This window comes from Pseudoalteromonas sp. CO342X, from assembly GCF_004208915.1.
Taxonomy (GTDB): Bacteria; Pseudomonadota; Gammaproteobacteria; order Enterobacterales; family Alteromonadaceae; genus Pseudoalteromonas; species Pseudoalteromonas maricaloris.
Window position 1 is genome coordinate 112,952 of the sequence record NZ_SGPH01000042.1, and the last position, 26,057, is coordinate 139,008.

Annotated in this window: 30 protein-coding genes and 1 pseudogene; 19 read left to right on the plus strand and 12 right to left on the minus strand. The window is 41.4% G+C overall.

What is annotated here, in order from left to right; all coding sequences use genetic code 11:
- Nucleotides 1–79: 79 nt before the first annotated feature.
- Together EXT47_RS24265 and EXT47_RS22565 are read left to right on the plus strand one after the other, a co-directional pair.
- On the plus strand, nt 80–277 hold the full coding sequence (locus EXT47_RS24265) for a hypothetical protein (RefSeq protein ID WP_010369908.1): 198 nt from the start codon (nt 80–82) through the stop codon (nt 275–277).
- Nucleotides 278–340: 63 nt separating this feature from the next.
- On the plus strand, nt 341–823 hold the full coding sequence (locus EXT47_RS22565; RefSeq protein ID WP_039496532.1) for a hypothetical protein: 483 nt from the start codon (nt 341–343) through the stop codon (nt 821–823).
- Between the two features lie 73 nt (nt 824–896).
- Here EXT47_RS22565 and EXT47_RS22570 read toward each other — a convergent pair whose 3' ends face one another.
- Together EXT47_RS22570 and EXT47_RS22575 are read right to left on the minus strand one after the other, a co-directional pair.
- A complete protein-coding gene (locus EXT47_RS22570; protein ID WP_039496534.1) occupies nt 897–1,643 on the minus strand; it encodes an alpha/beta hydrolase in 747 nt (248 codons plus the stop codon).
- Between the two features lie 63 nt (nt 1,644–1,706).
- On the minus strand, nt 1,707–4,295 hold the full coding sequence (locus tag EXT47_RS22575) for a M1 family metallopeptidase (protein ID WP_039496535.1): 2,589 nt from the start codon (nt 4,293–4,295) through the stop codon (nt 1,707–1,709).
- A 486-nt stretch (nt 4,296–4,781) separates the two neighbouring features.
- Between EXT47_RS22575 and EXT47_RS22585 the strand changes: the two genes are divergently transcribed.
- From EXT47_RS22585 to EXT47_RS22595, 3 genes are all read left to right on the plus strand, one after another.
- Complete coding sequence (locus EXT47_RS22585) at nt 4,782–5,684, plus strand: LysR substrate-binding domain-containing protein (protein WP_039496539.1); 903 nt, start codon at nt 4,782–4,784, stop codon at nt 5,682–5,684.
- A 168-nt stretch (nt 5,685–5,852) separates the two neighbouring features.
- Entirely contained in the window at nt 5,853–7,559 is a 1,707-nt protein-coding gene (locus EXT47_RS22590; RefSeq protein ID WP_039496541.1) for an alkaline phosphatase D family protein, read from the plus strand.
- A gap of 152 nt (nt 7,560–7,711) precedes the next feature.
- Nucleotides 7,712–7,948, plus strand: coding sequence for a hypothetical protein (locus tag EXT47_RS22595; RefSeq protein WP_039496542.1), 237 nt, complete (start codon nt 7,712–7,714; stop codon nt 7,946–7,948).
- Between the two features lie 2 nt (nt 7,949–7,950).
- On the opposite strand, the gene EXT47_RS22600 is transcribed toward EXT47_RS22595, so the two are convergent.
- Nucleotides 7,951–8,391 carry an MgtC/SapB family protein gene (locus EXT47_RS22600; protein WP_010369887.1) on the minus strand — a complete coding sequence of 147 codons (441 nt, stop codon included), beginning with the start codon at nt 8,389–8,391 and terminating at the stop codon, nt 7,951–7,953.
- Nucleotides 8,392–8,493: 102 nt separating this feature from the next.
- On the opposite strand from EXT47_RS22600, the gene EXT47_RS22605 reads away from it, so the two are divergent.
- The gene (locus tag EXT47_RS22605) at nt 8,494–8,652 is read left to right on the plus strand and encodes a YqaE/Pmp3 family membrane protein (protein ID WP_010369885.1); all 159 of its coding nucleotides are present in this window, start codon (nt 8,494–8,496) and stop codon (nt 8,650–8,652) included.
- 45 nt (nt 8,653–8,697) lie between these two features.
- Here the strand turns inward: EXT47_RS22605 and EXT47_RS22610 are convergent, their stop codons facing one another.
- On the minus strand, nt 8,698–8,892 hold the full coding sequence (locus tag EXT47_RS22610) for a hypothetical protein (protein WP_223193647.1): 195 nt from the start codon (nt 8,890–8,892) through the stop codon (nt 8,698–8,700).
- A gap of 248 nt (nt 8,893–9,140) precedes the next feature.
- On the opposite strand from EXT47_RS22610, the gene EXT47_RS22615 reads away from it, so the two are divergent.
- Both EXT47_RS22615 and EXT47_RS22620 read left to right on the plus strand, forming a co-directional pair.
- Complete coding sequence (locus EXT47_RS22615; RefSeq protein ID WP_130127645.1) at nt 9,141–10,493, plus strand: hypothetical protein; 1,353 nt, start codon at nt 9,141–9,143, stop codon at nt 10,491–10,493.
- A gap of 97 nt (nt 10,494–10,590) precedes the next feature.
- Nucleotides 10,591–11,043 (plus strand): GNAT family N-acetyltransferase, encoded by a 453-nt coding sequence (locus EXT47_RS22620; RefSeq protein ID WP_130127646.1) that lies wholly within the window; start codon nt 10,591–10,593, stop codon nt 11,041–11,043.
- Nucleotides 11,044–11,055: 12 nt separating this feature from the next.
- Here the strand turns inward: EXT47_RS22620 and corA are convergent, their stop codons facing one another.
- From corA to EXT47_RS22640, 4 genes are all read right to left on the minus strand, one after another.
- Nucleotides 11,056–12,012 carry a magnesium/cobalt transporter CorA gene (gene corA, locus EXT47_RS22625; RefSeq protein WP_045988330.1) on the minus strand — a complete coding sequence of 319 codons (957 nt, stop codon included), beginning with the start codon at nt 12,010–12,012 and terminating at the stop codon, nt 11,056–11,058.
- 85 nt (nt 12,013–12,097) lie between these two features.
- Nucleotides 12,098–12,589 carry a GNAT family N-acetyltransferase gene (locus EXT47_RS22630; protein WP_130127647.1) on the minus strand — a complete coding sequence of 164 codons (492 nt, stop codon included), beginning with the start codon at nt 12,587–12,589 and terminating at the stop codon, nt 12,098–12,100.
- Complete coding sequence (locus EXT47_RS22635; protein WP_029215706.1) at nt 12,586–13,209, minus strand: TetR/AcrR family transcriptional regulator; 624 nt, start codon at nt 13,207–13,209, stop codon at nt 12,586–12,588. Before EXT47_RS22635 ends, EXT47_RS22630 begins: the two co-directional genes overlap by 4 nt.
- 3 nt (nt 13,210–13,212) lie before the next feature.
- A complete protein-coding gene (locus tag EXT47_RS22640) occupies nt 13,213–14,073 on the minus strand; it encodes an alpha/beta fold hydrolase (RefSeq protein ID WP_045988333.1) in 861 nt (286 codons plus the stop codon).
- A 390-nt stretch (nt 14,074–14,463) separates the two neighbouring features.
- Here EXT47_RS22640 and EXT47_RS22645 point away from each other — a divergent pair, with 390 nt between their 5' ends.
- From EXT47_RS22645 to EXT47_RS22675, 8 genes and pseudogenes are all read left to right on the plus strand, one after another.
- Nucleotides 14,464–15,339: a helix-turn-helix domain-containing protein gene (locus tag EXT47_RS22645; protein WP_130127648.1), complete on the plus strand. Its 876-nt coding sequence runs from the start codon at nt 14,464–14,466 to the stop codon at nt 15,337–15,339.
- A gap of 271 nt (nt 15,340–15,610) precedes the next feature.
- Nucleotides 15,611–15,877: pseudogene (locus tag EXT47_RS22650) on the plus strand (helix-turn-helix domain-containing protein); the annotation flags it as partial.
- Nucleotides 15,878–16,033: 156 nt separating this feature from the next.
- Nucleotides 16,034–16,201, plus strand: a complete 168-nt coding sequence (locus EXT47_RS23905) for a hypothetical protein (RefSeq protein ID WP_165383836.1) — start codon at nt 16,034–16,036, stop codon at nt 16,199–16,201.
- Nucleotides 16,198–16,824, plus strand: coding sequence for a hypothetical protein (locus EXT47_RS22655; protein ID WP_130127650.1), 627 nt, complete (start codon nt 16,198–16,200; stop codon nt 16,822–16,824). The genes EXT47_RS23905 and EXT47_RS22655 overlap by 4 nt, the downstream gene beginning before the upstream one ends.
- Nucleotides 16,825–17,081: 257 nt before the next feature.
- Nucleotides 17,082–17,945 carry a helix-turn-helix domain-containing protein gene (locus EXT47_RS22660; protein WP_130127651.1) on the plus strand — a complete coding sequence of 288 codons (864 nt, stop codon included), beginning with the start codon at nt 17,082–17,084 and terminating at the stop codon, nt 17,943–17,945.
- A gap of 46 nt (nt 17,946–17,991) precedes the next feature.
- Nucleotides 17,992–18,855 (plus strand): helix-turn-helix domain-containing protein, encoded by an 864-nt coding sequence (locus tag EXT47_RS22665; RefSeq protein ID WP_130127652.1) that lies wholly within the window; start codon nt 17,992–17,994, stop codon nt 18,853–18,855.
- A 40-nt stretch (nt 18,856–18,895) separates the two neighbouring features.
- Nucleotides 18,896–19,759 carry a helix-turn-helix domain-containing protein gene (locus EXT47_RS22670; protein ID WP_130127653.1) on the plus strand — a complete coding sequence of 288 codons (864 nt, stop codon included), beginning with the start codon at nt 18,896–18,898 and terminating at the stop codon, nt 19,757–19,759.
- A 44-nt stretch (nt 19,760–19,803) separates the two neighbouring features.
- The gene (locus tag EXT47_RS22675; protein ID WP_130127654.1) at nt 19,804–20,682 is read left to right on the plus strand and encodes a helix-turn-helix domain-containing protein; all 879 of its coding nucleotides are present in this window, start codon (nt 19,804–19,806) and stop codon (nt 20,680–20,682) included.
- A 71-nt stretch (nt 20,683–20,753) separates the two neighbouring features.
- Here EXT47_RS22675 and EXT47_RS24140 read toward each other — a convergent pair whose 3' ends face one another.
- Nucleotides 20,754–21,161, minus strand: a complete 408-nt coding sequence (locus EXT47_RS24140; RefSeq protein ID WP_306419084.1) for a Fic family protein — start codon at nt 21,159–21,161, stop codon at nt 20,754–20,756.
- A 167-nt stretch (nt 21,162–21,328) separates the two neighbouring features.
- Complete coding sequence (locus EXT47_RS23910; protein ID WP_017217632.1) at nt 21,329–21,484, minus strand: hypothetical protein; 156 nt, start codon at nt 21,482–21,484, stop codon at nt 21,329–21,331.
- Between the two features lie 231 nt (nt 21,485–21,715).
- On the opposite strand from EXT47_RS23910, the gene EXT47_RS22685 reads away from it, so the two are divergent.
- Nucleotides 21,716–22,207: a hypothetical protein gene (locus EXT47_RS22685; protein WP_130127655.1), complete on the plus strand. Its 492-nt coding sequence runs from the start codon at nt 21,716–21,718 to the stop codon at nt 22,205–22,207.
- A 165-nt stretch (nt 22,208–22,372) separates the two neighbouring features.
- On the opposite strand, the gene EXT47_RS22690 is transcribed toward EXT47_RS22685, so the two are convergent.
- Nucleotides 22,373–22,606: a hypothetical protein gene (locus tag EXT47_RS22690; RefSeq protein WP_010369844.1), complete on the minus strand. Its 234-nt coding sequence runs from the start codon at nt 22,604–22,606 to the stop codon at nt 22,373–22,375.
- Between the two features lie 88 nt (nt 22,607–22,694).
- Entirely contained in the window at nt 22,695–23,594 is a 900-nt protein-coding gene (locus tag EXT47_RS22695) for a LysR family transcriptional regulator (RefSeq protein WP_010369842.1), read from the minus strand.
- A gap of 110 nt (nt 23,595–23,704) precedes the next feature.
- On the opposite strand from EXT47_RS22695, the gene EXT47_RS22700 reads away from it, so the two are divergent.
- The gene (locus tag EXT47_RS22700; protein ID WP_130127656.1) at nt 23,705–24,568 is read left to right on the plus strand and encodes a type 1 glutamine amidotransferase domain-containing protein; all 864 of its coding nucleotides are present in this window, start codon (nt 23,705–23,707) and stop codon (nt 24,566–24,568) included.
- 10 nt (nt 24,569–24,578) lie between these two features.
- On the plus strand, nt 24,579–25,733 hold the full coding sequence (locus EXT47_RS22705) for an iron-containing alcohol dehydrogenase (RefSeq protein ID WP_069020363.1): 1,155 nt from the start codon (nt 24,579–24,581) through the stop codon (nt 25,731–25,733).
- Nucleotides 25,734–26,057 lie beyond the last annotated feature (324 nt).

Sequence of the window (26,057 nt, forward strand, 5' to 3'; positions counted from 1 at the left end):
TATGTAAGTCTGGCGATAAAGACTTTGTGCTCCTGCAAAGTCACCTTACCCCACATCCTTGTGGGGCAACACAGTAGAAATGCTAATCAAGCGCTGCCCTTTGGGTTCATCTGAGTGCGCTTTGTTCATTGTTGCTCAACTTTTGCCTAGATTACTAGGCGGCAAGTCGAGCGTCGCGACCAAAACACACTCAGAAGAACAAAAATCAAACAGCAAAGGTCAACAGGCCCTAGCACATACGGTTGCTAACTTTATTGTTTTTAGGAACATCACGTGACATGATTGGATAAACTTGGTGGCTTTTTAGCCGCTAACAATGTTTAGGGATGAGGCATAAACCATGGTTACACCAATCATTATTATACTGTTACTTTGCAGCCCGTTATTACTCGGTATTATCTATTCAAAGGTAAGAGGCGTACAGGTAGAGACAGCAACGCTTGCCTGTTGGGGTCTCGGTATCGCATTTATGTTCTTTTTTATTGGCCATATCGTAAAAGCACAGGGAATGGTAGAAATGTTACCTAGTTGGGTGCCGTATAGGCTTCCTTTGGTGTATTTCACTGGTGTCATCGAACTCGTCGTAGCGATTCTGTTATTTATACCTAAATATCAATTATCTACAGCAAAAGCGGCTATTGCCATTTTTATCCTGTTTTTTCCCGCAAATGTGTATGCCGCGCTCAACAGCGTTGGCTTGGGAGGACATCAGTGGGGACCAGTTTATTTGCTAATTAGAGCACCACTGCAAATCATATTGATTGCTTGGGCATATTTTATGTGTGTAAAACCGCTATCAATGCCTGTGGCTGAAATTAAATAAAGCTCAGCTCAAATAGAACATATAAACAGAAAGAGGAGTGAGATTTCCTCACTTCTCTCTCTGCGTTTTGCGACTATTGGCCTTTTACTTTCTCATTCTCTAGGCAAGGTTTACCAGCTAAATGAGCCGCCAAAATTTGTGCTATTTTGTCTGTTAGCCAGCTCGGACCTTCGTCAGTCATGTCGTTGTGTTTTGCATTCGCTATCGTGACAACACAATCCTGATATTTTTGCTTTTCAGCAATATTTGGTAACACTCCTTTGTCTGCTGGAAAGTCACTTGCTCGTATCGACAATACCTTTACATCAAGGCTTCTCGGTAATGGCACTCTGCGATGGTCTAGCGTAATGATTTGGCTTACAAATTTAGCGCCGTGATTGATTAACCATGCTGAAATGTCACCGCCATTAGAATGGCCAATTAAGAGGATATGCTCAAAGTCAAAGGTGGTGAACTTCAGCTTAAAGTAATCGTGAATAAACATTAGCGTATCAGCGCCACGCTGCCAGTTTTCTGCGCGTGTTTCGTATAAGTTCCCTTCGACGGAAAGAGGAGGGTCAGTTGCAAGCTCATGGCCTACAGTAATAACCAAATATCCTGCTTGGTTTAGCGTCTTGACCAAGAATTGATAGTCGGTATGTGAGACACCATAGCCGGCGCTTAGCAGAGCAACGGGACAAAGCGCTGCAGTTGAGCAGTTATCGGTATTGGATGGTTGATGAATTTCTACAGGAATTGCTCTATCACGAGCGGGATCAATCACGGTTTCAGCGGCCAAGGTGAATGGCAGACATAGCAATAATAAAAATGAACGTAACATATTTATCCTAAAAAATAGTGGCGCTCAGCAAAAGCCAAAAGCGCCACAACTGGTTGGAGTCTTTTACAAGTTATTCAAAAATTGGTTAACTGATACTAGCTCTCTTTGCTTTTGCATAATGCAGGTATTTGTTGCCAATTCCAGTTGTTTAAGTGATTTACTTAAGCCTTCTATCTCGTTTTGCATTGGTCCAAAAAACTGCTGCGCCTGTTTTAGCGCATCTGCGTCACAGTACGAAAAAAGGTAAAAAGGTAGCTGTGACTTGGCAAAAGGAGGGAAGCGTTCCTTTAAGCGCTCAAAGTGCTGATAAAACCACTTTTGATAAAGCGCTTTTCGCTCATCGCTTTTACCATTCCCGCTTAATATGTAATTAAAGTCTGAGGCTGTTACATGTTCGCTTAGGGCATAATCTAGTACTTGTTGTTGCAATTCTTGAGGACCAAAATACCCCATGGCAAGCAATAGGTTAGTACGCTGAGTTGGGTTATTAGTAGTTTCAAATACCTTTTTGTACGACTTCAACAGCTCAGCATCACCGTAATAAGCGGCAATTTGCAGGAAACTTCTCGCCAAGTAGGGGTCAACTTTATCAGGTGACGTTAAATATAAACTCGCTTGTTTTTTGGCATGCGTAATAATGGTTTGATGCTTGGTCTCGAAAGCCAGTGCTCTAACCAATGCTGCACGTATTTCCGATGTGGCAGCTGGTTCATTTGCATTTGCCTTAAGTCCATATCGAGAAAATGCAGGCTCAACATAAGTGGTATAAAGTTTCTTCCAAAGTAACTTATTTGAATCGTCTTCATACTGTTTATGTTGTGATAGTAATTGAGTAAGAGCGGCCTTTGCTACTTTGGGATGAGTGTCGTTAATAAACTCACTGAGTGTTAACATCAACGCATTGGCATTTATTTTTCCAGACTCCATCAGCGCGTCAACATTGCTTAGTAAGTCTAATCTCTCCCGCTCGTTTAGCTTGTTTGGGGCATGTGATATTAGGCTTGCGAGTTGAGACTCAGAAAGATCCCAGCGGTAATAACCTGTCGCATTGTCGTTTGGTAAGATCCACTCAGGCTCAAAGTCTAATTTAATCTGTTGTGTCTTGGAGTCTAGAAGTATTGTCTTAGTGGCCGTTTTGTCACCTTTACCATAGCGCAATGTTATGGGGATATGCCAAGTTTGTGCTGCCGCTTCTTGCCCTTTTATTACAAAACGTTGTTGGGATAAGGTGGCATTCTGACCATCTAACTTAATCGTCAAAAGTGGAAATGAAGCTTGTGATACAAATGAGTTTAGCACTGTCGCAACATCTTTATTAGACACTTTACCCAGCTCATTCCAAAGATCTTTGGCTTCTGCATTTTTATAAGCAAATTTACGGATATAATTGCGCATGCCTTGCTTGAATACGGCTTCCCCAAGCCACTGCTCAACCATGTAAAGTACCGCGCTACCTTTGCTGTACGCAAGTCCCAAGCCGTCTGTTACATCAGACTCTGTAATAACCGGTTTGCGGATCGGTGAGGTAGTTGCTTGAGCGTCATAGGGCATGGCACTGTGTTGAGATAAGGATAAATTTGTCTCTAGCTCAGGAAACAACTGTAATGTGATCTTTGCAGCCATCCAAGTGGCAAATGCTTCGTTTAACCAAAGATCATTCCACCATTTCATCGTAACTAGATTACCATACCATTGGTGTGCGAGCTCATGAGCAATAACGTTCACATGCGAAGTTTGCGCTTGTCTTGTCGACGTTGCTGGATCGATAAGTAATATATCTTCTCGGTAAGTCACAAGGCCTGCATTCTCCATTGCTCCGAACGGAAATTCAGGGACTGCGACTTGGTCTAGTTTTTTATAGACATAGGGTAAGTCAAAATAGTCTTCAAGTGCTTTGAGTATCTTTGGCGTGTTTTCGATGGAATAAGCGGCAAGATTTGATTTCTTTTGTGGGGTAATAATGTTACCTGGAACCGACATCCCTTTAACATCAAGTACTTCGAATGGGCCAACGGACAAGGCAACTAAATAAGAAGGAAGGGGCGGCGTCTTGTCGAAGTAGTGGGTGGCCATGCCATTTGACTTTTTGGTCTCTAAAACAGGCGTGTTGGCGAATACTTTTTGATCGTCAGGGGCGGTAATAGTGAGTTGAAATGGAATTTTATACTCAGGTTCATCAAACGTTGGTATTGCTCTTCTTGCATCACTCATCTGAAACTGAGTAAATAAGTAAGGCACGCCATTGTCTATGGTTTTATAGAGACCGACGCTATTGCGATTGTAAGGGGCGGTATAGTCAATAGTAAGCGTGTAGCGACCCGGTTGCAGTGTTTTTTCACAACTTAGTCTCACTTTACCGGTTTCGAGCATTTTGTCTCTGAGCTCACACGACGCTTTTCCGACTAACTCAGCAGCGTTGATCGCATAGTCTAATCCGTTGAGCTCAATAAATTGGGTGGCTTTGAGCACCTCAAGTTTTATAGTCGTGTGTCCTGAAAAACGCTCCTTAGATGGATCTAAGTTAAATGTGACTGCTTGCTCTATCGGTTTAGCTACGGTGGCTAGACGATGAAGTTCAGCATTAGATTGGGCATCAACAGAAGCGCTAGTAGCTAGTAAAATAGCACTGCATATCAGAGATTTAGATAGCATAAAAATCCTTTATCCATATTTGTTATTGTTGTAATCAATGTGCTGTATGTTGTCATTAGGTGTGAACAACACATAATGAGCGCGATGTTCCATTTACTTTAACAAAACTTGTTGCAAAAAGAGTGTGGATAAAGGTTTGCTATCCGATCAATATTTTAAATACTAAGTAATATCAATAAATTGTAGCGGTGGGCTAGTCGACTTTTTGTGTAACAAAAATTGTAACAGGCTCCACCGTACTTAATTATGTTCCCACATATTGAAACTACTTATGTTTCACTGTGTGTTCTAACTTCAGATAGGCTCCGATTATATTTAACCAGTGTAATAACCGTGACTTTGGCTTTGGTTTGCAATAATTCATTGTTGCTCCTGTCGTAGTAGTGAGTAACCTGAGTTCAGGTTAAGTAATTTATGACTGTATCTTGGGTCAAAATATGGCAGGATACCAACGATAGTTAATTACAATTAATATAAGTTGAGCTTATGGATAAGAGGTTAAGGCACTTAAGTGCACTACGCTGTTTTGAGAGTGCTGCTCGGCTCCAAAGTTACACTCAAGCAGCGCTCGAATTGAACATTACGCAAGCGGCAGTAAGTCAACAAATGCGGCAACTGGAAACTGCACTTGCAGTTAAGCTTTTTGTAAGAAAAGGCCGCAATATGCACTTAACTGAAGCCGGCGAAGTGTTGTTAATGTCTACTCAAAGTGCGTTTAAGCGCATTATTGGGGGATTAAATCAAATTCAAACGCAAGAATTGGCTGGTAGCTTGACCATAACGTCAACCCAGTCTTTTTGCTCTTTATGGCTAATGCCTAACTTATCTTCGTTTTACGAGTCTCATGACGACATCCAAATTCGTGTGCTTGGCTCTAATCGCTTTGAAGATATTCGTTTAAATCATATTGATATCGCGATCCGGTTTTCTACTAAGAAAGAGTTAGCGTGTCCCGCCGGACTTGAGCAGTTATATCTTGGGGAAGATAGTAACTACCCTGTTTGTTCACCAAGCTACAAAGAAGCGCTGCAAATTAAGTCTCCGAGTGATTTAGCAAGATGCAACCTTATTCACCACGACGATGACAAAGTAAGCTGGGAGCAGTGGTTTGAGTCTCAGGGGATATGCGGTTCAAGTATTTGTGCCAAAGGCCCACACACTCGAGTCTCTTCTAATGACATGGCATTGAGTGCGGCGCTTAAAGGCCAAGGTGTTGCAATCGTCTCCAAAGAGCTATTTTTAGACTTTCAACAAGCTGGACTTATTGTGCAGCTTTTTGATATCCCTCACCCTGTGGTATGGCAACGCTATGTGTTATTCGATCCCTATTCACCAAAAAGAGCTCGGATCCAAGTATTTATTGATTGGCTTATTAACCACTTGCCATAAGGCCTAGTTATGGCTCATTAATTGAGCCACTTTCGTATTATTTCATGAATGCGGAAGTAAATGTGAACTTGAAATAAATATTAAACTAAAATTTAACATTGCCGAATTAGACTCCGTTCCCGCAAGGAAAACTAGCAAGGATGCCAACATTCAAATACCGAGGAAACGATGAAAACTTATACTCTCACGCCAGCCGTGTTGATGCTCATGAGCAGCGTCGCCAATGCCGAACCTGAAGTTCACTACGAGTCTTGTAAATCCACTTTTAACTATCTAGCCGCACAGTATCAAGGGACGACGGATAAAAATAATTCAGGTTCGCAGTGGTGCTATTTAAAACAAAGCATTGAAGGCGCAACATGGGGTCATGTCAGAACAGAAACCATCCCAGAATTCAAAACAGTAACTGGAAAAGCGTGTAAAACGCCATCGGAGTATCAGGGTGAAAAATTTTATGGCTGTACAACCCGAAATCACACCGCACCTTGGTGCTATGTTGAAGAAGGCGGCTGGGAAGAGTGCCAACCAGAAGCGCCGCCAGCGCTTTTAGCTCACACTCAACCCCTACAAAGTAAGCGATTAGATAGAGTTGCACTTGGCTCATGTTTCAAAACCAAAGGAGATATGCCCGAAGCGCTCGCTAAACTGATTGGTCAACAACCGGACCTATTTCTTTGGTTAGGGGACAATATCTACGCAGATACCACCGATATGGCAGTGATGCGCCAGAAGTACGATGATAAAAAGAACAATAGTGAGTATCGCAAGTTTTTAGAGGCTAAGATCCCAGTGATGGCGACTTGGGATGACCACGATTTTGGTTGGAACAATGAAGGCAAACATTATCCACAGAGAGTAAACGCACAGAAAGAATACTTACGTCACTTTGATGTTGATAAGGCTGATCCAAGACTAAACGGTCAAGCTGGTATTTACGAAGCCAAAATGCTGGGGGGCTCGGGCGAAACCACACATGTGATCACATTGGATGCCCGTTACTTCCGCTCTCCAACCTTTTCAAGTTACGGTGCGTGTGAAGGTGAAAGTAGCACCATATTGGGAGAGGCGCAGTGGCAATGGCTTGAGCAAGAGTTACAAAAGCCATCAGAAATCAAGCTCATTGCAAGCGGCATTCAAGTACTGCCTCCGCTGCATCAAGGCAGAAGTAAAACTAACTACTGTGCTTATGGAGACGGCAAAACATTTAATGCTGCCATTGCATCATTAGAAGAAACAAATATGTCAGGTACTAGTTATGAGTCTTGGGCTGAAATGCCAGCACAAAGAGAGCGTTTGCTTAGGTTGGTACAGAAATCAGTGAACGAAGGTAAGACTAAGGCCGTCGTGTTTTTGTCTGGCGATCAACATTGGGGAGAGCTTTTGCAAAAGACTATTCCCGCAAGCAGCACATATGGTCAAGCAGTTAACGTCTACGAAGTGACGGCATCAGGGTTTGGTCAAAACTGGCCTTATCATATCGAAAACCCATTAAGGTTACCGATCTACGCAGATGACAAAGGGGATGGCAATTTTGCCAAAGCATGTCAGTTACCGTTCAAATATGCAGGTGTAACCTACCAAGGTTGTATTACGCGAGACAACGATAAGCCCTGGTGTTATACCCAAGTGGATGATAACCAAAAAGGAATTGAAGGTGAGTGGGGCAACTGTGCGCCAGCAGGTGCCAGTATTCCAACCGGACGAGTTGGTGCAATAAGCAAAGACATCGCAAAGTTGACAACATCTAACCGCCATTTGATTAATAAATCGGGAAGTAACTACGGCTTGATAGATATAGATTGGCAAAATCGTGAACTGAAAATGTCTATTGAAACGGCAAACGAGGAAGCGGTTTCAACTATTATCAAGTTTTGATGTTTCGTTATTAGCTGAGCTTATTGCTCAGCTAATAAGATAGTAACTCTTTGTAAACTATCGAAATAAAATGTATATTGCGTGCAATCTAGGAAGAAAGCAGGTAAACTGCACTTCGGATAGTACTTCAGGCAAATTAAAAGGACATTAATTTGAAATTTGTTATTTCACTTTTACCCGCACTTTTTTTGACTAAATTAGTTTTTTATCTTACTGATTTTGAATATTTTTTATTCGAAGATCCCTTTGACTTCGGTAAATTGCTTATCGATATCAGCGTTTTTGGATTCTTTTATTTTATCGCTATTTTAGCTTACGAGTACTTCTTTGGTGAAAAGTTAGAGCTCAAGCGCCAAGTCTCGAACAAAAGAACGAAAGGTTCAACGTAAGTCTATTGAGAGCTCGAAGGTTTTTTATAAGGCTCTAGTAAGCGAAACACCAAAAAACCAACCGCGCTTAATACAATTGCGATTTCATATCGTTGATAAGCGCTTGAGATCCCTATTGCCCCGGTTAACCAAATACCTGCAGCGGTTGCTGTGCCATGTGTGGAATTATCATTTTTCACAATAGAGCCGCCACCAATAAAGCCAATTCCAGTAATGACACCGTACATTACTCTTGCTTGCGCTTCATGTGATTCAAAGACGTCCATACTTGTTAAAATAAAAGCACAACAGGAAATAGCGACTAATGGGAATGTTCTAAGCCCCGCGCTATCGGAACTACTTTCTCTATTAATAGCCAAAGGTAATGTAAGTAAAAACGCAAAAATAATTTGGTAAAAGTGATACCAAATGAGTGCTAAATCAAGATTAATCCAATCTGGCATTTTTTATCTCCTATACTGTTATTGGGTTAAAGCAAAAGGCATTCCTTTGAATTGGCATAACCCATGCAGAATGAAAGCGTCTATAACTTTTAGGAGAGAACAATGGATTTATTGAGGATCATCATTGCAATTCTGCTTCCACCACTTGGTGTATTCTTACAAGTCGGTCTTGGCGGGGCTTTTTGGTTAAATATTTTGCTTACATTGTTGGGTTATATACCAGGAATTGTGCATGCAGTGTGGGTGATTGCCCGTCGGTAAAAAGCGGACAACAAGTAACAATAACACGGTAATCTTTGCAGGGGATTATCCTGCAAAGATCTCCAGCACAATTGGCATTACTGAAAGCACAAGTAATGCAGCCATCACAAAATTAAACCATCTACGACTTTGCTCATTTTTTAATACATGTTTCAGCGATGAACCAAACACCAACCAGATCCCAACACAAGGAAATGACACCAGCAGAAAGACAATGGTGATCATCAAGTTTTGACTCATAAAATCTGCGCCAGAGGAGGTATAAGTTGAAATAGCACCTATTGCCACAATCCGTGTTTTTGCGTTTACCCAAAGGCATTTTTTTATCTGCAGTTTAGTCTTTGTTTGGTCGTGACAATTGGATTTTATACTTCACTATTGAGTTTGTGTGTAAAATAGGTAATTAGTCGAGGTGTTGTTTTTGGTTTTGTTATAAGATAACATATTTAAAGTTATGGTATAACATAAATAAAAATAGGATCTCTCTCATGGTATTAAAAGGTAAACTTTTGGCAGTTGCCATTTCCGCAATTCTTCTTTCTGCATGTGGTGGTACTGAGCACACAATTGTAAAAGTAGACCCGCCAGCACAAGATAATGGCAATGATGACGATGGTCATGATGATCATGATCATGGAGATACGATCGCAGACGCAAATGGTCGTCTGTTAGTTACTAGCGCTGAAAGTAACGTTGTGAATGTGTACTCAACGGCGGATAAATCACTTATCGACTCGATTGGCGTTACCCACTATCCAAAATATGTATATAGCTCTGAAAATCACCGCTTTGCTGTCTTGGTACAACGTGACAAAGGTTTAGTAGAATTTATTGATGGCGGTTTATATGAAGAAGAGCATGGCGACCATCACCATACTCATGAAGAGGCGCCTGCACTTGCTTCATTCCATTTAGAATCAGTGAAGCCAACACATGTGACTGTCGGTGAGTCGGGTATTGCTGTATTCTCTGATGGCGACAAAGACAGCCAACAAAATGCCAGTGCCGCGATGTTTAGTGAAGCGCATATTAGCGGCGAGCAAAGCGAAGTCGCTGCATTACATTACGACACTTACATGCACGGTGCAGCGCAAGCTCGAGGTGAATTTTTAATTAGTACGATCAGAGACCCTCAAACCGAAACTTCTCTACCTTCGCAAATTGGTTTATATCATGCGCATGGTGACCATTTCCATCAAGAGCAAGTATTTAACGTAAGTTGTCCTGCACTTCACGGCAGCGCGCAAAATGAAGAAGCCGTGGCATTTGGCTGTGGTGATGGTGTTGCGCTTATCACTCAGCAAGGTGACAGCTTTAGTGCAGTAAAACTAGCTAACCCAGATTACTTTGCTGAAGGACAGCGAATTGGCACCCTTAAAGGCCACCATGATGCAGAGCAATTTATCGCATCAGCAGGTAATGATGTGCTGATGGTTGACCCAGAGCATGGCCATATCGAGAAGCTTGAATGGCAAGTAAGTGATAACTATCGCATTGCTAGTTTTGGATTTAGCTTTGCGGGTGAGCATGTTGTGGTGATGGATACCGCAGGTAAACTCAGCATTTTTGCCGGTCATGAGCATGATGGTGAGCACCATTTTGAAGCAGCAGGTGAAGTACAAGTTAGTGATGCTGATTTAACTACGATGCCAGAAGGTCACGGTTTCCAAATTACATTTTCTCATTCAGAGCAAGCAGTATATGTGAGCGACCCAATTGCAAAACAAATTAAAAAGTTTGATTTAGAAGAAGCCAAACTGGTAGACACATTTGAGCTAGATTATGTACCAGAAAAACTAGTATGGCTTGGTATTGCAGCAGAGGAATCTCACGACCATTAATACTTAACCTCATGTAGTCCCTGACAATTTTTAACACTGTAGATAGTGGCTTTGCCACCTTAGTTAAGCTAAGGTGGCTTTTTTTTAAGGAAAAAATATGATAATTAGACCAGCCACCATCAACGACTTAAGCACACTTCTAGGCCTAGAACAGCAAGTGATCGAAGCGGAGCGTCCGTATAACCCAACAATCAAGTTACAAGATGCCAAATACTATGATCTTGAAAAATTACTCAATTGTTCAAATACGTTATTGGTTGTCGGAGAAGTATCAGAGCAAATAGTGGCAACAGGATATGTGCAGATAAGGGCGTCTAAACAGCAGCTACAGCACGCGCAGCATGGTTATCTTGGGTTTATGTATGTAACACCTGAGCATCGTGGTAGAGGTTTGAATCAAGAGATCATGGAGCACTTAATCGCTTGGTGTAAAACCCAAAACGTCAACGACTTTTACCTTGATGTATACAGTAGTAATGCCGCAGCAATTCGCGCTTATGAAAAAGCGGGATTTACACCTTGCCTACTTGAAATGAAGCTACACCTCTAGATTAACCAAAAATCACAGCCAACCTTTGTGTTTAAAGAATAAATAAGGCGCAAAACCAGAGAGCAGCATAATAGCAATGGCAAAAGGATAGCCCCATGCCCAGTTTAGCTCTGGCATATTATTAAAATTCATCCCATACACACTGGCAACCACTGTGGGCGGCAAAAATACGACAGAGGCAATGGAAAAGGTTTTAATAATTTGGTTTTGTTCGATATTGATAAAACCCTGCGTAGAATCCATCAAAAAATTCACTTTATCGAAGAGAAAGGCGCAGTGCGACATTAGCGTTTCGATATCTCGTGTGACTTCCCGTAGCGTTTCTCGCTCCTCAGATTGAACCCCCACATGACGCATTAAAAACGAGATATTACGCTGTGTATCCATCAAACATAAGCGCACTTTACCGTTGGCATCTTCTAGCCTTGAAATACGACTAACGGCTTCTTCTAGATCTGAGTCTTCTTCCTCAAGCACATAGGCACTGAGCTTTTCAAGCTGGTGGTGCATATCCTCAAGCATATCCGCGTGGTTTTCGACTTTTTGGTCGAACAAAGTCACTAACAGCTGTTTTGGGTTATCGCACGCCACTTGCCCTTTACGCGCACGCAGTCGCAGCAACCTAAAATCCGCAAGTTCGTCATCACGAATGGTTAATAAGCAGTTTTTTTGTAATAAGCAGGCCACGGTCACCGTATTAAAACGCCCGTCATTGGGAGACATAAACAAAGCGTGTACATGCAGACCTTCGCTGTCGATAAAACAGCGCGAAGAGGCTTCGATTTCCTCTACATCATCCGCACCAGGAAGGGTAATATTTAGCGTGTTTGCCAGGGCAACTCGCTCCTCCTCAGTGGGATTAATAGTATCTATCCAATGGGCGTTTTTGATTGCTATTTCAATCGGGGTGTCGGTGCTTGGTTCCATTTCGGAAATTACACCGTGTTCAATCGAAAAAAACCTCAGCATCTCATTACTCTACACGACGACTCTTTGGCAAAGTATAAGAGTGAATGTATTAATCAACAATGACAATCCAGGGATTATCCGCAGATTATTCAGCTTGATAGGTGTAGATATTACGTGCCGCAACCGAGTTATTCATGATTGTTGTGTAATTAGCAACCAATTTAAAACCATGGCGCTGAAATAAATGATTCACTGCTAAGGCATCTACTCGACAACGAGTGTGGATAGGTTGGCAAGTAGCGACTAAGGTGTCTTGCAGTAATTGCTTGCCAATTCCTTTGCCGCGAATATTTGCATCAACCATAAAGTTCGAAATATATAGGCCTGATGTAAGATCAAAGCGCGTCTTATCTTTAAAATGGGCGATTGGCACTAGCGACAAACTGCCTATAAGTTGCTTTGTTGAGCCATCAAAAATAACGCGTACTTCGCCTTCTTCGATTTCCTTTTCCATAAGCAAGCGAATGGCTGCTTGGTCTATTTCCTCATTGCGTGGCGGCGCTGAAAAAGTCGCGATGTATAGCTCAGTAAGCTGCTCAACAATATCAGGGGTTGGGGTAGAGATTATTTCAATCATGCAGATACGCTCCGTGTTTTTGGATCAGCTTGATAACTTTCAAGTAAGTGCTCAATATTACGTTTAAACAACTCGCTGGCATGTTCTGTTAGTACCGTATTTTTCGCTATCGCATGGCCTAGATATAAATTGTATAGCTCGTACGCCGCGCACTGTGCATCAAGCTCAGGATGAAAAATACCGCTTTCTATCCCTTGCACGATTTTATGCTTAATATAGCTAAATAATCGGTTATGTTGCTCGGTAACTTTGGTATGAATAGGGCTGTCTGTATGGCAATTAAACTCAACCAACGCTTTGATAAACGGACAAGTTGAGTGTGGCTCATTAAATAGTTCACGAGTCCAGTCTGCCCATATAGAAAAGAGCATTTTGAGTTGCACAAGAGGATCTTGGTGTCGTGCCGGTGCGACGACATGCAGCATAAATTGATCTTCACAGTAATCGAGGATCGCCAACTGCATATCTTCTTTACTGTCAAAATGCGAGATAAGCCCGCTGCGAGACAAGCCACAAAGCTTTGCCATAGAACCAATAGTGACTTCTATCAAGCCATATTGGCTACTAAAGCGCATACCTTGCTCTAAAATGGTTTGTCTCGTTCTCTCGCCTTTATTCATCACTTATGCAGTTATTCTTTGAGTAATACGTTGAATAACGCCAGTATCGCCTAAAATGCGGCGATGTCCAAGGCCTGAGGTTTGGATTAAACGCTCAGGAGCGGCTGCGATAAGCGACTCTACGTGTTCAAATGGCGCAAATCGGTCCTCGGTATCGTGAATAAATGTCGGCTTAAACTTAAGTACACCGTCGTGGAATTTATCTCGGATCAAGTGCCAATGCGTGCCATATCTTGTGGTGATAGCGCCTAACACTTGGTGCAGCATTTTTTCAGAAATGCCCGCTCGCGCGACGCGCTCAAACATCAGCTCAAAAAACTGCACGGGAGTTGCAACATTAATAACCACGCGATTTTCTAGCCGATAATCCGGTAAGTTCATCAGCGCCACAGCGCCCATAGAATGGCCCACCAAAGCCACAATATCATGGCGATCGGCTTCTAGCTTTTCAATCAGGGTATCCAGCGCTTCAACAAAAGCCAGCAAATGGGCTTGCTTACCATGAGATTGCCCATGGCCAACATGATCAATCGCCACCACGCAAAACCCTGCCGCAACGAGTTCTGGGATCAAGGTATCAAAGCAACTGCTGTTATCGGCCCAACCATGACTTAATACAACGGTCTTCGGACCAAGGCCAAACACGTTTACATGAACGCGACCAAGCGAGGTCAGAATATTGAACTCACCATTGGGTTTTTTATTTTTAAACTGATATTGACGCTTACCATGCGGGCTCATCAGTAATACCTGACCTAACCTCGAAGTAATAGGTGGCGCAAGCGTGCACATAAGCCCTGTGACACCCCGGCTTATCTTGGTAATAAGCGACCCGTCTTTGTCGTTAAAGTAGCTGAATTTCATCCTGACCTCTAAAAAAGAACACTTGTACTTTTATTAAAATAGAACACTTGTACTTTTTTGTAAAGCATAACAATCACCTTTTAATATTGCAGCTGGTTTACTATGCGATACACCCCCGCGTAGGAGCTGGTTTACCCAGCGATCTTTTTAAAACGCCGGCTGCGGATTACTCACGGCTATGAGGGGCATACCCTCAATAAGGTTTGTCTTTAAAGAGCGGTTAAACGTGAAAAACGATGAAAATGTTTCAAATTACGTAAAGTTGGTGAAGTATTGAGTGCTTTATTGTTTTTTCATTGCAATTTATCGAGAGAAGCTTGTCTTTATATTTAACTAAATGTAATGTTTGGGTTAATTTCAAGGGAGCTAACGTAAAACAATGGTGGACAGATGCAAACGCCAGAGGAATATGAGGTAAGCCAGCGGATAGGTAGGTTAATACTTGGGTTAAAGCGTACCAGAGGTATGACCCGAGAAGATGTCTGTAAACGTTTAGGTATAGGCTCGCGCACGTTAGACAATTACTTAAACGGAGTGAGCTCATTTAAACTTGGGACATTGTTAAAGTTTGCGGATCTTTGCAAGGTAAAGCTGGCTGATATTTTGGATGATACCGAGGCGCTGAAGCGCTTGTATCCTGAGAATATTAAAGACAAAGGCAATATCTTTTTGCTATTTATGAGCTCTATTGTCAGCGTTTTAGTGTTTGAAGTTATCTTCATTGCACTACTGATCTTGTTATTTTTTTATGCGCGTAATGACAAGAATAGCCAAAGCATTGTTGCAATTTTTATATTTGCTTTTTCGTTAGAAATTGCCGTTGTTTACTGGCTTAAATTTGTATTGATCCCAGCTATTGAAAGCTATTACATTGAAAATATCTATGCTTTTGCGACTCAACTTTTACTGAGTTTACTGCTGGCGTTAATGATCAAATACAGAATGTTTTTAGGTGCGTGGTTTACCAAAGGAAATTCAGCCAGCATTTTTGAGAAGAACCAAGTAGAAACGCCGCTTTATGCACTCGCATGTACGTTAGCTTTGATTGATTTTGCCGCATTGATGGAAAACTTTATCCGTAACCTAGAGCATTTAGGTATAGATGAAGAAGTTGCCAAACCATTTTGGGAACTGACCTTTATGTTTGATTACTTTGCTTATATAAAGGCCGTGCCTTATCTGCTCTGCATGTTTGTTTTATACGCAGGAATAACAGCGCGCCGTAAGCAGGTTTTAAATAAAGCAAATGCTGCGCCTACACAATAATGTGAAGATTTTCACATAAAAATAGAGAAGTCTGTGTGTTTTTAATTATTGATTTTAATGGTCTGCAAAACAACAAATAAGCAGGTTTAGAAAGGGTTACTTAAATCAATTGATACCAAAAATTCAAATATAATGGTAAGTTTGTTTCTGTTTTGGGTTGTTTTGCGAGTGTGCACCTAAAAATAGTACTGTCATCTACTTGTCTTTATATTTAACTAGATGTAAACTTTTGGTTAACTTGGCTGCGGTGATTGAGAGATATGGTGGGGCGATGCAGACGCCAGAAGAATACGAGGTAAGCCAACGTATCGGCCGACTGATACGGGGGCTAAAGCGCAAAAAAGGGATGACCCGAGAAGAGGTTAGCCGGCGTTTAGGTGTGGGTGACAGGACCCTTGATAACTATTTAAATGGCTCTAGTTCCTTTAAGCTTGGGACATTGCTTCGGTTTGCTGAAATCTGTAAAGTAAAGTTATCAGATATTTTAGAAGATACAGATAAGCTCTCTGGCTTGTATGGAGAAAATAGTGAGGAAAAGAACAATGAAGGCTGCACAGAAAAAACTAATAAAAATAGCCCTTAGTCACTCATTGTGTAAGCAAGTTGCTGGTGGCGTAGGCATGACCACTGGAGGGGGGCCAGGAGATCGACGGGAAGCCTCATCACTAGAAAAGTCGAATTGTTGAGGTGTATTTTGAAAAGTTTATATAGCCTGATGTTGTCAACGAGTCAAAAGAAGCCCACATACAAAATTCTTTGTCGCTCGGTTTGTGAGCAAATCTATGGTGGCACGGGTTACGGTAAGGGGGATAGTGCCAAGCCACAGGCAACTGAAAAACCTAAAAGTGAGGTAGGTGCATGAAAAGTTTGTTTAATTTAGCTTTGTTAACGAGTATTGCAGCAGCACTATCGATTACTTTTGTTAATACCTCTTTAATAGAGCTTGCAGTACCCATAGCTCTGATTATTTTAGTTTTTATGTCTAAAAATGATCACAACAGTCAGATGCTTACGCTTTGTTTTGCCTTCGTGTTTGTAATAACTTCAGTTGCCATGTATGTATTAGATGCAGTAATTAAACCTGCAGAACCTAATGTGTTTTATCAGAACATTTATGCTTTCTTGATAAATCTATCATTGAGCTTAATTTTACTTTTTCTACTTAAGCATAGAATGACAGTTGCTGTATTACTCACCCGCGGCAAATCAGCTTCTGTATTTGAGAAAAATTATGCTGAAGGTCCACTTTATTTACTGGTTTTGTTTCTTGTGTTTGTAGACCTTATGGCTTTATTAGAAAATTTTATCCGTAACCTTGAGCATATCGGCGTAAACGAGGAAACGGCGAAGATTTTCTGGGAGTGGACTTTCTTTTATGATTACTTTGAATACCTGAAAGCAGTACCTATTTTCTTGTGCGTTGCACTTTTATACGTTGGATTGATTGTCCGGACTAGAAGACAACCAATCCAAAGCCAACCTTAAACCCAAGCAAGCGCAGTATCCCTATTTGTCGTGGATACTGCGTTTTAGTATTTGTGACTGAGATGAAATTTACTATTTAAGAGCAAGAATTTTAATTTTCTTGTTTGTAATTTCGATTCAATATTGTTCGCCTCTCTCAATCCTAAGGTATGAACTGCCTAAATATAAACAGCCCTGAACATTTACTTGTCTTTATATTAAACAAAATGTAATGTTTGGGTTAATTTGGTGTTTTGATTAAAGGGAAAAACGGGGCGATGCAAACGCCAGAAGAGTACGAAGTAAGCCAGCGTATAGGATTACTGATAAAGGGCCTTAAGCATAAACGCGGGATGTCGCGAGAAGATATATGTCGCCACCTCGGGATTGGCATGCGAACGCTAGACAACTACCTTAATGGTGTTAGTTCTTTTAAGCTTGGTACGTTAATGAAGTTTGCTGACCTCTGTAGAGTCAAGCTTGCCGATATTTTAGATGATACCGAAGCGCTCTCACGACTATATCCAGACAATATGAAGGACAAAGGCAGTATTCTTACATTGCTTTTCGGCTCTCTTGCAACGGCAATGCTTTTTGAGTCAATCACTTTGTTTTTGTTAATTATGTTGCTTTGCTATTCATACAAAGACAAAAACAATCAATGTATGGTCGCAATTTTTGTAGTGATTTATGCATTAAGTAATGCATTTGGTTACTGGCTTAAATACGTTGTTTTCCCCGCAGCTGCTAATAGCTTCATTCAAAATGTATACGCTTTTTCAATAAACTTGGCACTAAGTTTATTTTTGCTCTTTTTAATTAAATATAGAATGAAATTTGCGGTGCTTATCACGCGAGGAAGATCTTTCGAAGTATTTGAGAAGAGCCTTGTTGAAGCTCCACTTTACTTCCTTGCTCTGATCCTAGCTGTTGTTGATTTTTGTGCGCTAATAGAGAATTTTATTCGCAATTTAGATCGATTAGGTATGGATGAAGAGAAGGTAAAAATATTTTGGGAGTTGACCTTCTTCTATGATTATTATGAATACCTTAAAGCCCCGTTGATGTTGCTTAGTATAGCACTTCTCTATGCAGGGGTACTTGCACGGAAAAGAAATATGCAGCAGCCCCAAAGCGCGTAGTAATAAGTCGATAAGTAAATCATGGAAATAGAAGGATAGCGAGGCGATGCAAACGCCAGAAGAGTACGAAGTAAGCCAGCGCATAGGGCTATTGATAAAGGGCCTCAAGCACAAACGCGGGGTGTCTCGAGAAGATATATGCCGCCACCTCGGGATTGGCATGCGAACGCTAGACAACTACCTCAATGGTGTTAGCTCTTTTAAGCTTGGTACGTTAATGAAGTTTGCTGACCTTTGCAGAGTTAAACTCGCTGATATTTTGGATGATACCGAAGCGCTCTCACGACTGTATCCAGACAATATGAAGGACAAAGGGAGTATTCTAGCCTTGCTAATGACTACGGTAGTAAGTGCTACAGTTTTTGAGCCGATCACCTGTATTTTACTTTTTGTCTTAGTTTATTTATGTAAAGAAGATCAAAATAGCTTATCGCTAACTTTGATCTTTGCTGTTGTGCTTTCACTAGATGCAGTAATGGTATTTTACTTAAAAAATATTGTTTTTCCGGTGGTTGAAAGCTATTACATCGAGAATATTTATGCCTACGGTGGTCAGTTAATCTCGAGCCTACTGCTGTTATTTCTGCTCAAGTATCGAATGTCACTTTCAGTTTTTTTCACACGTGGTAAATCAGCCTCGGTATTCGAGAAAAATTACGCGGAAGGGCCATTATATTTCTTAGCTTTAACGTTAGTGCTTATAGACTTCTTTGCATTGATGGAAAACTTTCTTCGTAATTTAGAGCGCCTAGGTATGGATGAGGAAGCTGCTAAAATATTCTGGGAAGTTACGTTCTTTTTTGACCACTTTGCGTATCTAAAAGCTTTTCCGACACTATTGTGCATCACTCTGTTGTATATTGGATTGCTCGCACGTAAGAAGAGCCACCAGCAGCTATCACACTTTTAATAACAATAATTAATTATTAGATTCAGGAAACGGTAGGTCGATGCAGACGCCAGAAGAGTATGAAGTAAGCCAGCGCATAGGACTGCTAATAAAAGGTCTAAAGCATAAACGCGGGATGTCTCGAGAAGATATATGCCGCCACCTCGGGATTGGCATGCGAACGCTAGACAATTACCTCAATGGTGTTAGCTCTTTTAAGCTTGGTACGTTAATGAAGTTTGCCGACCTCTGCAGAGTTAAACTCGCCGATATTTTAGATGATACCGAAGCGCTCTCGCGACTATATCCAGACAATATGAAGGACAAGGGCAGCATTCTAACATTGCTTTTGGGTTCTCTTGCTTCCGTTATGCTCTTTGAATCCGTTTTCTTAGTTTTACTAATTTTACTGCTTTGCTACTCACATAAAGATAAAAATAATCAATGCATAGTTGCTATTTTTGTTGTGGTCTACGTGCTAACTAATATTGGTGGCTACTGGCTAAACTATGTCGCTTTTCCAGCAGCTGAAAACTATTATATGCAGAACGTATACGCATATTCGCTACACCTATCATTAAGTCTGTTACTATTCTTTCTGCTCAAGTACAGGTTGATGTTCTCGGTATTGGTTACTCGCGGAAAATCGGCAGCTGTTTTCGAAAAAAGCCTTATTGAAACTCCTCTCTACTTTTTGGCTACGCTGCTAGTTGCTATAGACTTTTTGGCGTTAATGGAGAACTTTATTCGTAATCTGGAACGATTAGGAATCGACGAGGAGAAAGCTAAAATATTCTGGGAGTTAACCTTTTTTTACGATTACTTTAGGTATCTTAAGGCCGTACCATTATTACTCAGTTTAGTACTCCTCTATGCAGGAATACTCGCACGGAAAAGAAATACGCAGCAGCCCCAAAGCGCATAATAATAAGTCGATAAGTAAATCACGGAATAAGGAGATGGCGGGCGATGCAAACGCCAGAAGAGTACGAAGTAAGCCAGCGCATAGGGCTATTGATAAAGGGCCTCAAGCATAAACGCGGGATGTCACGAGAAGATATATGCCGCCACCTCGGGATTGGCATGCGAACGCTAGACAACTACCTTAATGGCGTTAGCTCCTTCAAGCTTGGTACGTTAATGAAGTTTGCCGATCTCTGCAGAGTTAAACTCGCTGATATTTTAGATGATACCGAAGCGCTCTCACGACTATACCCAGACAATATGAAGAACAAAGGCAGTATTCTTACGCTTATCTTGGGATCGGCTTTTGGCGTAATTATTTTTGAATCTACTTTATTTATCTTATTGTTAGTTTTGTTCTTTTACGCTTACAAAGACAAAAATAGTCAGCTACTGACGTTATGTTTTGCAGTGCCTTACTTTCTTGCAATTGTAGCGATATACATGCTTCGCATCGCGATTTTCCCTGTTGTGGAAAGCTACTTTATAGAAAATATATTTGCGTTTTCAATTCAGTTTTCTCTCAGCCTACTGTTGCTCTTTTTACTCAAGCATCGTATCGAGATAGCTATTATTTTAACTCGGGGAAAGTCGGCTTCTGTCTTTGAGAAAAACTATGCTGAAGGGCCATTATATTTCCTAGCAATTATTTTAGCTTTCGTAGACTTTCTGGCATTGATGGAAAACTTTCTCCGTAACCTAGATAGAATGGGTATAAACGAAGAAACCGCAAAGGTATTCTGGGAAGTAACCTTCTTTTATGACTATTTTGCTTACTTAAAGTCAGTGCCTATGTTGCTGTGTGTCGCAGTACTTTATATCGGGTTTATAGCTCGAAGAAATGCTCCGCTACAAGTTGGGTACCTTGAGTCAGCACCAAAATAGGGCTGTTAACATATCGTGCTGTATGTGGATTAGCACTCGCTACAATTCAGGCATTAAACGTATGGGGTAAGCTATCTCGTCGCGAGTGTTAGGATGGTGTTTAGTGGATTTAAATTACCGTAATAGCCATCTATATTTGCTTGAACCCATTCATCTTTTGATATGTCTGGCCAATTGACAGAAAAGCCTAAGAAAAATAGTAGCTCCTCAAAGAAAAAACGTTGAGTTCTACCATTACCCTCTCTAAAGGGATGAATAATATTTAATTCACAGTAGATATCCGCAAGCTGGGCTAAGATTTCTGGTTTAGCTGCGTTTATATCCAATGTTTCAATTTGCTGGAACTGCTTTTGTACTTCAACATTGATTCGTGAACAAGTACAAAACCGAGTTTCCCCTTTGGAAATGTCAACAGTTCTAATCTCGCCAGCCCAATCATATACATCTTGAAATAAATCAGTGGAGATGTCGTAAATGATTTAAACTAAATTCGTGGAGGGATTTGATTGTAGAAGAGTATTTACTATATCTAAAGGCGGTAAACGCTAGCTCAGCTTCCGCTAACTCATCTGCATCTGTAATATTAAGTTTATTAACTAGTACGTCAGATTTTGGATAACAATAGCTATCCTGAGCAACGCCGTATTTATCTCGCATATTTTGCTTTTAAATCAGCAATTGATTTGCTCACGCTCTCTTTTTTAAAACTTAGACCTTCGTATTTAGCGCTTATTTCAAAGTTGCTCATTTTAGGTATAAATGTTTGAACATTTTTTGCTTTTTTCACCGAAGTAACAGCCATAAATACACCTCTTGTCTGACTTCTTAAGTATAACTTAGCACTATAGTTAGGCCAATAGTTCAAAACAGCCCGCTTCTTTTACTTACACCATAGCTTGGCGTATATGAAGCACCATTCGACTTTGATAGTTTGATATGATATTTGACAATTAATGATGACTTAGGCTCTTTGCAAAGCTAGCTTCGTGTGTGGGTCACTTTGTCTATGTGCCTAAAAAACTCAGAGGACAACATGTCTAATAAAAGTCTTAGTGCTCGAATTCCAGCCTATAAAATGGTATTTGCAAGTGGCGAACTGCAGGGAACCTATAAGGATCTCGTCTCTATTGTTCAAAGTCTCAGAGCTGAATTCAGTAGGCAGTATAAAGGCCAGTTTACAGTCGCAAACGTGTTACACGGGTATATTGACTTTACATACTTTTATCTGCAAAACGATTACCTTAAAAAACACAAACTCAAATTGGCAGTGGTGTTGAACCATCAAGAGGTGCAATTCGAACTTTGGCTCCTGGGACAAACAAAGGATGTTCAGATTGATTATTGGACAAAGTTACAGGGTATCAAATGGGTGAATCAAGAGGTTATGCCTGAGTGGTCAATCTTTGAAATTTTAATACTTGCTGACCCTGATTTCGACAATGTAAAAGTGCTATCAGAGCGGATCCATGGTGTGTTTGCTGAACTGTCTGAGGAGATCTTTGCTACATTGAAAGCGTACCAGTAGCACACATAACATTCTGAGTTTTCGCAGGTTATCTGCATCGTAAAGTATGCGCAGCTAATTTATTTTCAAACTTTAAATCTGTTTAACTCTATTTCTAGCGAAAAAAAGAGTGCTAATAGTAGCACTCTTGTCAATGCAAAACTCAACAGCAATAACCTTTAGTTGCTAGTCCATGCTTGGGGCGCTGGAATATACCAACTCAATTAGGTTATTCATCGTTCTTGATTTTTGCATATAGGCCTTTTCCATATGGGCAAGCTCTTGTAGTTCAAATAAGGTCGTTTCTACGAGTGCCAGCCATTTTTCTGTGGTGTCTGGTACCGCTTCACTTTGCTTTGTTGCTTTTTTTAGTGCGTCGTAATAAATAGTTAAGTCACGATATTGGCTTTGATAGTCCATTGTTGTTCCAACCCGTCTCTTTTAATTTACAGCAAAGTAACAGGAATTCTCAGCAGAAATCTGCGGAAAATAATTTTTTTACAACTTTTTAATTCGAAAGATAATTAATATTAGCAAAGGCGGAGATCACATCCTTTGCAAAGGCAATGCGAGGGTGTTTTAACGCGCCCTTTTTCCATACCAAATAGATGTTGTTTTCGGGGCCTACGGGGCCAAGTTGGATCAGTTCACCTGCTTTTATGAGATCTCGGCAGAGATAATCGGGGAGGACGGAGTAACCTATTCCAGAGCGAATAATGTTAGCAATTGCTCTAATGTCTGGACAAATGGCGATCACATTAGAGTTGCAGCTCGCATTAAATACACGGTCAAAGTATTGTCTAACCAAAGGTAAGTCTTGATCGTACGTGACGACGTTATAGCTTGAGAGTAAGTCGGCGGTAATATCGCTGTCTTGAATTTCTCGGCCCTCTAAACGGTTCATCACTAGCCACAATTGCTCTTTGTCTAGAACGAGATAGTCAAAGGTTGTGGGATCTGGCGCAGAGGCGGCAATGGCGATGTCGGCGGTGTCGTTTATTAGTGCGTCGAAAATGTTAATTTTATTACCAATATGAAGTACCACATTAATGTTGCCCGCTTGCAATAAGTTGGCGATTTGTGGACCAGAGACAAAGCTTAAATACTCCGCGGGGCCGGCAATATTTAGTGTGCCAAACACCGCATTGGAGCGTGCTCGAATTGAGGTGATCTTCTGCTCTAAAATATCGATATGACCAGATACCTGCAGCGCTAAGTCATGTGCCGTTGGCGTCGGCTTCACGCCTCTTGCTTGGCGTTCAAACAGGGCTTTTCCTACTACCGCTTCCATGGTTTGAATATGTGCCGTGACAGCTGGCTGCGACATCCCCAAGTTGGCCGCTGCTTTGGTGATATTTTTGCAGCGGTATACTTCCACAAAGGTTTTTAGTTGGGTGAGATGAGACATAAATTACTTGAGCCATAAATATTCTGATTGCTCCTACCAATTTATCCGAATTCTCCTGTGTCCGCAAATCGCCTAAACTCGTCGATATTGAACTGGTATGAGGAGCCGGGATGAAAAAGGGTATAGTGAATGCGTTGGGCTGGGTGTCATCGTTATTGGGTGCAGCACTTGCGCTTAGCGCTCATGCAAGTGAAGGTGAGGTGTTAGTGTTACTTTCGAGCGAAACCTCGATGGAACTTGCCAGTGGCGAGACAATAGAAACAGGTTATTATCTCAATGAGTTTGGGATCCCAGCAAAGGCGTTGGTGGATGCTGGATATAAACTAGTATTAGCAACACCAAAAGGCAATGCCCCTGCTGTTGATCAAAAATCAGTGACGGTTGATTACTTTGGCGGTGATGAGACTAAATTACAAAGCATCAAAAAATTTATTGCTAACCTGCCAGATATTAATGATACCGCAAGTTTTAGCGAGATCCTTGCTGCGGGGTTAGACGAGTTTGATGCGGTATTTATTCCAGGCGGACACGCACCATTAATTGATTTGGCGAACAATCCGCAGGTGGGTGAAATTTTGCGCCATTTTAACCGCGAGAATAAACCAACAGCCGCGATTTGCCACGGCCCAATTACGTTGCTGTCGGCACAAAGTGAACCAAAAGCGTATTATAAGAGTTTATCAACACAGTCACCTGTTCAAGCGAAAAACTGGATTTATGACGGATATCAAATGACGATATTTTCGAACCCAGAAGAACAAGTATTTGAAAGCACGTTAAATGGCGAAAAGCTCAACTTTTACCCAGCCGCCGCTATGTCTCAGGCTGGAGGAAAAATGCAGTTTGCAAATGCATGGCAGCCAAAAGTGGTTGTTGATAGAGAGCTAATTACAGGACAAAACCCGTTTTCAGACACACTACTAGCGGAAAAGCTGCTAGAAATGTTAGCGAAAGAACCGAATATTAAACAGTAAGGAATTGAGCATGCTTAATTTTGTATTTAAAAATCAAACCGAAATTCTTTTTGGTAAAGGCCAAATGCGTGAAATCACCTCACGATTACCTGAGGCTGCAAAGGTGCTGCTACTGTACGGTGGCGGCTCGATTAAAAACAATGGGGTATACGACCAAGCAATGAGTGCGCTGACAGGTGTTGAGGTTGTGGAATTTGGTGGTGTGGAGCCAAACCCAACATATGAAACACTAATGCAAGCGGTCGCGACAGCAAAGCAAAACGATGTGAACTTTATTCTTGCGGTTGGCGGCGGCAGTGTTATTGACGGCGCAAAGTTTGTGGCGGCAGCTTTTAATTTTGACGGTGAGCCTTGGGATATTTTGGTAAAAGGCGCAAGCTTTAGCAACCCATTGCCGATTGGTGCTGTACTTACTTTACCTGCGACTGGCTCTGAGAGTAACGGCAATTCAGTAGTTACTAAAAAGGCAACTTCGCAAAAGCGTGCGTTTTCGTCACCGACGGTACAGCCGCAGTTTGCGGTACTCGACCCAGAATACACCTATTCACTGCCGCCTCGCCAAGTGAGTAATGGAGTAGTGGATGCGTTTGTTCACGTGATTGAGCAGTATTTAACGTATCCAGTAAATGCGCCACTGCAAGACAGATTTGCAGAAGGTATTTTACAAACGCTTATCAGCGAAGGGCCAAAGGCGTTAAGCGAGCCTAACAACTATGATGTAAGAGCAAACGTTATGTGGTCTGCAACTATGGCGCTAAATGGCCTTATTGGTCAAGGCGTGCCACAGGATTGGTCAACGCATATGATTGGTCATGAGCTAACGGCATTGTATAACCTTGACCACGCGCAAACGCTTGCGATTGTATTACCTGCGGTGATGTATGTGCAACGAGACAAAAAAGCCGAGAAAATCAAGCAACTTGGTGAGCGTGTATTTGGTATTACAGTCGCAGACGAAGCACAGCAAATTGACCAAACGATAAAAGCAGTTCAAGACTTTTTTGAGTCGATGGCGGTGCAAACCCGTTTAGCTGATTATCAATTAGACGAAAAAGCAGTACAAGAAGTTATCGCTAATCTAGAAAAGAACGGCATGACGGCGCTAGGTGAGCACGGCGATATTGATTTAGCGAAGGCGAAAGAGATTTTGATGTTGGCGTTGTAAAGCTTATTAAAATCACAAGAGCAGGCGGATCAGCGTCTGCTCTTATTTTAGCCCAGATAACATACAAAAATTGCGTGATTGATATCGCTTTAAACACAAAACTTTAATCTATTATTGAAATTGGTTGCGTGAAATACTTGGTTTACCTCGCCTATCTTCAGTGCTAATCTACGGCAGTATTCAAAAAAGTTTAAGGAGAATTTGATGATTGTTTTATTGAGCCACCCGGTAAAAGTTGTAGCTAGGTGTGATTAGTAGACGCTAACTTTCGTCTCTTCTAAATTTTTACTCCTTTTACCCGGTGTGATGCCTAACGGGCTTCTC